Origin of the sequence: Streptomyces sp. NPDC048504 (assembly GCF_043200035.1) — a bacterium.
Taxonomy (GTDB): domain Bacteria; phylum Actinomycetota; class Actinomycetes; order Streptomycetales; family Streptomycetaceae; genus Streptomyces.
Window position 1 is genome coordinate 1 of sequence record NZ_JBICXA010000043.1, and the last position, 6,780, is coordinate 6,780.

The window sequence follows — 6,780 nt, forward strand, 5'->3', positions numbered from 1 at the left end:
GGAACGGACGCTTCCTTTGTACTCACCCTCTCGGGCTTTCCTCCGGGCTTTTCCCTTCGGTCTTGCGTTTCCGACTCTATCAGACCGTTTCCGGTGCCGATTTCCTCGGTGCTTTCCAGGTTTCCGCTTCCGCGTTTCCCTTTCCGGCGGTTCCGACTTTATCAGAAGTTCCGGGCCGGACTGACCGGCCGCTCTTTTCCGATTCATCGGGAGTGTGGCTTCTTTGAAATCGATGTTTCCATCGATGCTTAAAGAAGCAGACAGACACTCACTGTCGCCGACCGGATCAGATCCAGTTCTAGGCAACTGTTCGAATCTACCTCCCCGACCGGTCCGTGTCAACGGCTCCTGTGGGGCGAAGAGGAGAATAGCAGCTCAGCAGGAGTGCCCGCACATCAGGCGGCGGTGGGGACGGAGGAACTGCGTTCGGCCGCCTCAACGTCGCCCGTCTCCCCGGCACGCACGGCACGACCGCCCAGGACGTAGACGTACGTCAGGAAGGCCCCTTCGGCGACGATGCCGATGCCGATGCGGGCCCAGGTGGGGAGGCCTGACGGGGTGACGAAGCCTTCGATGGCGCCGGAGACGAACAGGACCAAGGCCAGGCCGATGGCCATGCCCACGGCTGCTCGGCCCTCTTCGGCCAGGGCTGTGCGGCGCGAGCGTGGGCCGGGGTCGATGAGGGTCCAGCCGAGGCGCATTCCCGTGCCGGCGGCGACGAAGACTGCCGTGAGTTCGAGCAGGCCGTGCGGGAGGATCAGGCCGAGGAAGGTGTCGAGTCGGCCTGCCGACGACATCAGGCCGATGCCGACGCCCAGGTTGAGCATGTTCTCGAAGAGGATCCAAAGGACCGGCAGGCCCAGGAACACGCCCAGGACCAGGCACATCGCGGCGGCCTCGGCGTTGTTCGTCCAGACCTGTGCGGCGAAGGCGGCCGCCGGGTGGCTGGAGTAGTAGGTCTCGTACTCGCCACCCGGGCGGGTGAGGTCGCGCAGTTGGCTCGGAGCCGCGATGGAGGACTGCACCTCGGGGTGGGTGCCTATCCACCAGCCCAGGAGGATCGCCACCACGGTCGACAGCAAAGCCGTAGGGACCCACCAATGGCGTGCTCTGTAGACCGCGGCCGGAAAACTGTGTCCCAGGAAGCGCGTGACATCACGCCAGGAGGCTCGGCGGGTTCCTGTCACCGCACTACGCGCGCGTGCCACGAGTTGGCTGAGTCGACCGGTGAGCTGGGGGTCCGGGGCGCTGGACTGGATCAGGGAGAGATGGGTGGCCGTGCGCTGGTACAGAGCGACGAGTTCGTCGGCCTCGGCGCCGTTGAGGCGACGCTGGCGGCGGAGCAGCGCGTCGAGGCGGTCCCACTCGGCTCGGTGGGCCGAGACAAAGACGTCGAGGTCCATCTGGTTGCCTGCTCCTCGGCTGCTCGTCGACTGCTGGTCCGGGATCAGCTTGTCGTACTGGGGCATGATCTGCCCTCAGCTTGGCAGACTGGCTGTTCCAGGGGCAGGGCAGGGGAAGGGCGGCAGGCGTGAGTGAGCTGGTGACGGGCGAGGCGGTGGCGCTGGAGTTGCGCCCTGCGAGGCTGCCCAGCAGGGCGCTGGCGGTGTTGCTCGATCTGATCGTGGCCATCGCCGCCTACACCGCCGTGACCGTGGCGCTGATGTTTTCCACGGCCTCTTTGGACGTCGCGGCACAGGTCGCCATGTCGATCGCGGCCTTTGTGCTGGTGCTGGTCGGCGGTCCCATAGCGGTGGAGACGCTGAGCCATGGGCGTTCGCTCGGGAAGCTGGCGTTCGGGCTGCGCGTGGTGCGGGACGACGGCGGGCCGATCCGGTTCCGGCACGCGCTCGTGCGGGGTGCGATCGGTGTGATCGAGATCCTGATGACGTTCGGGGTCGTCGCCTGTATCGCCTCGCTCGTTTCGGCGCGCGGGCGGCGGCTCGGGGATGTGTTCGCGGGCACTCTCGTCGTACGGGAAAGGGTGTCCGCCGGGCCGACGGCCTTTGTGCCTCCTCCGCCGCCGTGGCTGACGGGACGTTTCGCCGAGCTTGATCTGTCCGCCGTTCCCGACGGGTTGTGGCTGGCCGTCCGGCAGTACCTGACGCGGATGCAGCAGCTGGATCCGCAGGTCGGCTGGGCCATGGCCGAGCGGCTCGCCGCGGACCTGGTGGCTCGTACGGGTACTCCGGCGCCGCACGGTGTTCCTCCGGCCGCGTATCTGGCGGCGGTGGTGCAGGAGCGGCAGGCAAGGGATGTGCGGCGGGCCTTCGGGAACGGCGCGGCCGGGGGCGTACCGTCCGGCGGGTTCAGGCCCGGGGCGGGTGTGCCGGGTGCCTTCGGTAACTCGGCGATCCAGCCGTCACCGGCTTTTCAGCGGCCGTACGGTTCCGCTCCCCCGGTTTGGCGTGCCCCCGCGGCAGGTGCGGAAGCCGAGCAGGTCGCGCCAAGCCCCACGCCGCCGGCACCGCAGAGCGCAGCGCCCGCCGAACCCCGGCCTTCCACCGGATTCGCGCCGCCCGCCTGACGCTCCTGGCCTCGTCCTGCGTCTCCGCGACCGGGCCGGAACACCGCCGCTCAGCCGAAGACCGACGGCGGAGACTCCAGCTCCTCCAGCTCGATGCCGGGTGCCGCGAGCACCACGTCGCCGGCGATGTGCACGGCGTGCTGCTCGCCCGTGTCCAGGGCTGTGACCTGGTATTCGTCCACGGACAGAGGGCCGTTGTCAGTGCCGTGTGTTTCTCTTTTCAGCAAGGCCCAGGACTGGTCCACGGTGCGGGGGGCGAGGACCGGTTCCGTGAGGCTGACCAGGCGGACGCGGGTCGCGGCGGAGGAAGGGGTGAGGCGCAGGAGACGGGTGGTGGCGATGAGGAACGCGGGGGAGGTGCCGGTGAAGGCGTGGGCGCGCACATTGCCTTCGGTGGCATCGGTGCCGGTGGGGTCGGTGCGGACCCAGGTGACGCCGTCGAGGGCGGCGCCGCGCACCTGCCAGCTCGCCGCGTGGAGTTCCAGCCGGATCGGGCGGCCGAGTTCGTCGAGCGTGAGGTCGACGGAGCCGCTGTGGTCGCCGGAGGGGGTGGTGAGTTGGGAGACATAACGCCAGCCGGACGGGCCGGGGGCGCACTGGAAGTGTTCGTCAGCAAGGGGGGTGTGATCGTGCGGATCGTGGAGCGAATAACGGCCGCGGGGCATCGGGGTCCTGGGTCTTGACGGGCCGGTCCGGCCAGAGGAACCAAAGGGGCAGGCCCCCGGCACGGGGGTGCGGGGGCCTGCCTCGGAGGATCTGCTGCTGAGGACCCGCCGCTGAGAACCGCGTCAGTGCACGGACGCGGTCACAGCGGGGGGGGTCGCCGGCTCAGTAGCGGTAGTGGTCCGACTTGTACGGGCCCTCGACCTCGACGCCGATGTACGACGCCTGCTCCGGGCGGAGCGTGGTCAGCTTCACGCCGAGCGCGTCCAGGTGCAGGCGGGCGACCTTCTCGTCGAGGTGCTTGGGCAGCACGTAGACGTCGGTCGGGTACTCCTCGGGCTTGGTGAACAGCTCGATCTGGGCCAGGGTCTGGTCCGCGAAGGAGTTGGACATCACGAACGAGGGGTGGCCGGTGGCGTTGCCCAGGTTCAGCAGGCGGCCCTCGGACAGCACGATGAGGACCTTGCCGTCGGGGAACGTCCAGGTGTGGACCTGCGGCTTGACCTCGTCCTTGACGATGCCCGGGATCTGCGCGAGGCCGGCCATGTCGATCTCGTTGTCGAAGTGGCCGATGTTGCCGACGATCGCCTGGTGCTTCATCTTGGCCATGTCCGCGGCCATGATGATGTCCTTGTTGCCGGTCGTGGTGACGAAGATGTCGGCCTTGTCGACGACCTCGTCCAGCGTCGTGACCTGGTAGCCGTCCATCGCCGCCTGCAGCGCGCAGATCGGGTCGATCTCGGTGATGATCACGCGGGCGCCCTGTCCGCGCAGGGACTCCGCGCAGCCCTTGCCCACGTCGCCGTAGCCGCAGACGACCGCGGTCTTGCCGCCGATGAGGACGTCGGTGGCGCGGTTGATGCCGTCGATGAGGGAGTGGCGGCAGCCGTACTTGTTGTCGAACTTCGACTTGGTGACGGCGTCGTTCACGTTGATCGCCGGGAACAGGAGGGTGCCGTCGCGGTGCATCTCGTAGAGACGGTGGACGCCGGTCGTGGTCTCCTCGGTCACGCCGCGGATCTCCGAGGCGAGCTGGGTCCACTTCTGCGAGCCGTCGCTGATGGTGCGCTGCAGGACCTGGAGGACGACGCGGTGCTCGTCGGACTCGGCGGTGTCGAGGGAGGGGACCTTGCCGTCCTTCTCGTACTCGACGCCCTTGTGGACGAGCATGGTGGCGTCGCCGCCGTCGTCCAGGATCATGTTCGGGCCGCCGGTGGGGGTGTTCGGCCAGGTCAGCGCCTGCTCCGTGCACCACCAGTACTCCTCCAGGGTCTCGCCCTTCCAGGCGAAGACCGGGATGCCCTGGGGGTTCTCGGGCGTGCCGTTCGGGCCGACGGCGATGGCGGCGGCCGCGTGGTCCTGGGTGGAGAAGATGTTGCAGGACACCCAGCGGACCTCGGCGCCGAGGGCGACCAGGGTCTCGATCAGGACGGCGGTCTGCACGGTCATGTGCAGCGAGCCCATGATGCGGGCGCCGGCCAGCGGCTGGCTGGCCGCGAACTCGCGGCGGATCGACATCAGGCCGGGCATCTCGTGCTCGGCGAGGGTGATCTCCTTGCGGCCGAACTCGGCCAGGGAGAGATCGGCGACCTTGAAGTCCTGTCGGTTGTCGACAGTCGTCATTACGAGGAGCTCCTCGGGGTTGGGGCCTGGTGGATACGGCTGGTCTGCGCGGCAGCGGACACAAGGGTGCCCGAAGGAGGGCACAGGGATGCCCCCGTACGCGCAGCGCAGTCCGTCGGAGGCCCTCTCTCCCTCGGTCGGTCCGCGTCGGGACCGCCCGACCGCCATCAGCAGCGACGTCTGGCTCCCCACCAAGCTACACCGGTGGACCCGGCCGCCCCCAGCCCACCTCCGGATGGATCCGGCCGAACTCCGCGGGCCGATCGTGGCGGTGCTGGGCGCGGTGAGCGGCGTACCGATGTTCTTCGTGGCGGTGGCGATCGGTACGGCGGTCACCGCGGTGACGACGGTCGCGCTGGTCGACGTGAGCGAGCGGAGGCGGCGCGGGGGGTCCGTCGGGCACGGGGTCGCCGTCGAACCCGAGTTCGCGTTGGTCGGGGCCGGGGCGGGAGCGCCGGGCGCCGGGGCCGTCGTAGCGGAGCGGCGGGCTGTGCGCGGAGAGACGGTGACAGCGGACGTGCTGGGCTCGGGCGGATCAAGTACGGCTGTTGCGAACGTAGTTGACACTACGACAGGTGCCGACCCGGCCGCCGCCGAAGGCGCCCCGGGTTCCGGCTCCCCCACCACCGCGAGCCCCACCCCCGAAGTCCTCTCCGGCTACCTCACCGAGCGGACCGTGAAGGTGCGGCTCGACGCGGACGCCAAGGAGGACGTGATCCGGGAGATGGCCGGGCTGTTGGCGCGGACCGGGAAGGTCGTGGACGTCGAGGAGTTGGTGGCGACCGCGCTTCGGCGGGAGGCGCGGGGGACGACCGGGCTCGGGGAGGAGATCGCGATTCCGCATGCCAAGACGGATGCGGTGAGTGCGCCGGTCGTCGGGTTCGCGCGGTCGGCGGAGGGGGTCGAGTGGGGCTCCCTGGACGGTACGAAGGCCCGGCTGGTGTTCATGATCGCCGTTCCGGAGGCGGCCGCGGGTGATGAGCATCTGCGGATTCTGGCGCTGCTGTCGCGGAAGTTGATGGATGCCGGGTTCCGGGAGCGGCTGGCGGCGGCCGAGGACGAGTCGGCGGTGCTCGGTGTGCTGAGCGAGGTCGGTTAGCCGCTGCGGGCCCGCGGCCGTCGCAGGTCGCGGGCCCGCACAGACCGTTCACAGAGACCCGCTGGCCTCGCGCCCGCGGAAGTGCCGCATGGGGAGGGAAACGATGTCGGGCAAGGGGCGGGGACTCGGGGTCGCGGCTGTCGTGGTGGGGCTGTTGGGGGGGTGCTGGCAGTCGGCGCGCTCGCGTACGCGCGGAATTCGTACGGGAGTTCCACCATCAGCAGCCAGAGCATGGCGCCGACGTACCAGCCGCGCGACGTGATCGTCTACGAGAAGGCCGACGGCGGCGAGGTGCACCGCGGTGACGTTGTGCTGTTCTCGGCGCCGGACCGCTACGGGTTCAGCGCGAGCGTGATGGAGCGGGTCGTCGGGGTGGGCGGCGACCGTGTGGTGTGCTGCGCGGGTTCGGGCGCGGCCGCGCGGATCACCGTGAACGGAAAGCCGCTTGCGGAGCCCTATGTGAAGCAGGGTGACGTCGACGGCGTGCACAAGACGTACGACGTGACGGTCCCGAACCGGCGGCTGTTCCTGCTCGGCGACAACCGCGCGAACTCCAGGGATTCGCGTTTCTTCGCCGGCGACCACGACGGGACGGTGGCCGAGTCCGCTGTCCGGGGCCGGGTGGTCGACGGCCGTACGGTCGCCTCCGGCATCGGGGCGGTGGTCATCGGCGGGGCCGCGCTCGCCCTGGTCGGGATCGGCCTGGGTATCGCAGCGTTCGTCGTACGGCGGCGGCAGCGGGCGGTGCCGGTGGCGCCGTGGCCCGTTCAGCAGGGCTAGGCCGTTTCTGATGGCTCTTGGTGGGCTGGGTGGATCTCGGGGTTTGCCGGGCAGCAGCTCCGTATGGTGCGGCGACACGAGCTGACGG

At 69.6% G+C, this 6,780-nt stretch carries 6 protein-coding genes and 1 pseudogene; 4 read left to right on the forward strand and 3 right to left on the reverse strand.

Annotated features, from left to right (window positions below; genetic code table 11):
- A partial coding sequence (locus ACGFY9_RS48805; protein ID WP_393765641.1) for a hypothetical protein occupies positions 1-227 on the forward strand: 227 nt, incomplete at its 5' end.
- A gap of 168 nt (positions 228-395) precedes the next feature.
- Here the strand turns inward: ACGFY9_RS48805 and ACGFY9_RS48810 are convergent.
- Positions 396-1,403: a stage II sporulation protein M gene (locus tag ACGFY9_RS48810; protein WP_393765651.1), complete on the reverse strand. Its 1,008-nt coding sequence runs from the start codon at positions 1,401-1,403 to the stop codon at positions 396-398.
- Positions 1,404-1,531: 128 nt separating this feature from the next.
- Between ACGFY9_RS48810 and ACGFY9_RS48815 the strand changes: the two genes are divergently transcribed.
- Positions 1,532-2,527: an RDD family protein gene (locus tag ACGFY9_RS48815; protein ID WP_393765643.1), complete on the forward strand. Its 996-nt coding sequence runs from the start codon at positions 1,532-1,534 to the stop codon at positions 2,525-2,527.
- Positions 2,528-2,577: 50 nt separating this feature from the next.
- On the opposite strand, the gene ACGFY9_RS48820 is transcribed toward ACGFY9_RS48815, so the two are convergent.
- Together ACGFY9_RS48820 and ahcY are read right to left on the reverse strand one after the other, a co-directional pair.
- Positions 2,578-3,192 carry a hypothetical protein gene (locus ACGFY9_RS48820; protein WP_393765645.1) on the reverse strand — a complete coding sequence of 205 codons (615 nt, stop codon included), beginning with the start codon at positions 3,190-3,192 and terminating at the stop codon, positions 2,578-2,580.
- 163 nt (positions 3,193-3,355) lie between these two features.
- Positions 3,356-4,813: an adenosylhomocysteinase gene (ahcY, locus tag ACGFY9_RS48825; RefSeq protein ID WP_393765647.1), complete on the reverse strand. Its 1,458-nt coding sequence runs from the start codon at positions 4,811-4,813 to the stop codon at positions 3,356-3,358.
- A gap of 256 nt (positions 4,814-5,069) precedes the next feature.
- Between ahcY and ACGFY9_RS48830 the strand changes: the two are divergent.
- A pseudogene (locus tag ACGFY9_RS48830) lies at positions 5,070-5,912 on the forward strand (PTS sugar transporter subunit IIA); the annotation flags it as partial.
- Between the two features lie 162 nt (positions 5,913-6,074).
- Positions 6,075-6,692, forward strand: coding sequence for a signal peptidase I (gene lepB, locus ACGFY9_RS48835; RefSeq protein WP_393765649.1), 618 nt, complete (start codon positions 6,075-6,077; stop codon positions 6,690-6,692).
- The last annotated feature ends 88 nt before the right edge of the window (positions 6,693-6,780 follow it).